Raw genomic sequence first — 1,071 nt, 5'->3', positions numbered from 1 at the left:
GACGGGCGGCGGTCGTGGCGGGTGCCCACGACCGCCGCGATCGGCCGGGCACGGCGGCGGCTTGGGGTCGAGCCTGTCAAGGTGCTGTTCGCGCGGGTGTGCCGTCCCGTGGCGGTGCCCGGGACGGCGGGTGCCTGGTACCGGCGCTGGCGGCTGGTCGCGGTGGACGGCACCACGTTGGACCTGGCGGACACCGAGGCCAACGACGAGTTCTTCGGCCGTCCGGGCTCAGGTCGCGGGATCGGCGCGTTCCCGCAGGCCAGGCTGGTCGCTCTGGCGGAGTGCGGCACCCACACCGTGTTCGGCGCCGCGCTGGGGCCGCTGTCGGTCAGCGAGCAGACCCTGTCCCGGCAGCTGTTCGCCCACCTGCAAGCGGGGATGCTGCTGCTGGCCGATCGCGGCTTCTACGGGTTCGAGCTGTGGCAGCAGGCACGGGCCACCGGCGCGGACCTGCTGTGGCGGGTCAAGAAGAACGCGGCACTGCCGGTGCTGCGGGTGCTCGACGACGGCTCCTACCTCAGCACGATCCACGCCGAGCAGGACCGCAGGACCCGCCGCAACCCGGTGGCCGTCCGGGTCGTCGAGTACACCCTGGCCCGCACCGGCGACGCGACCGTCTACCGCCTGGTCACCACCCTCCTCGATCCGAACGAGGCACCGGCCGCCGAACTCGCGGCGCTCTACGCCCAGCGCTGGGAGATCGAGACCACCCTGGACGAGATCAAGACCCACCAGCGCGGCCCCAAGCTCGTCCTGCGATCGAAGTACCCATGGGGAGTCGAGCAGGAGGTCTACGGCCTCCTGCTCGTCCACTACGCGATCCGACAGCTGATGCACCAGGCAGCCCTGCACGAGGGCATCGACCCCGACCGGCTGTCCTTCACCCGCTGCCTGCGGGTCGTGCGCCGCCAAGTACCCGCCCAGGCGGGACTTTCCCCCCGGCAGACTCGCCAGGGCACTCACCCGCACCCTGGCTGAGATCGCCGAACGCCTGCTGCCCCAACGCCGACAGCGGACCTGCCCCCGCGTCATCAAACGCAAGATGTCCAACTGGCCCCTCAAACGCGCCCA

General features: G+C 71.6%; 1 protein-coding gene. It reads left to right on the top strand.

What is annotated here, in order from left to right:
- Nucleotides 1-978, top strand: a 978-nt coding sequence (locus ACIQVZ_RS42545; RefSeq protein ID WP_402458588.1) for an IS4 family transposase, incomplete at its 5' end; no start/stop codon positions are given.
- Between the last annotated feature and the right edge of the window lie 93 nt (nucleotides 979-1,071).

Origin of the sequence: Kitasatospora sp. NPDC098663 (assembly GCF_044760075.1) — a bacterium.
GTDB lineage: Bacteria > Actinomycetota > Actinomycetes > Streptomycetales > Streptomycetaceae > Kitasatospora.
The sequence above is the reverse complement of the archived record's forward strand: the minus strand, read 5'-3'. Positions and strand labels throughout refer to the sequence as shown.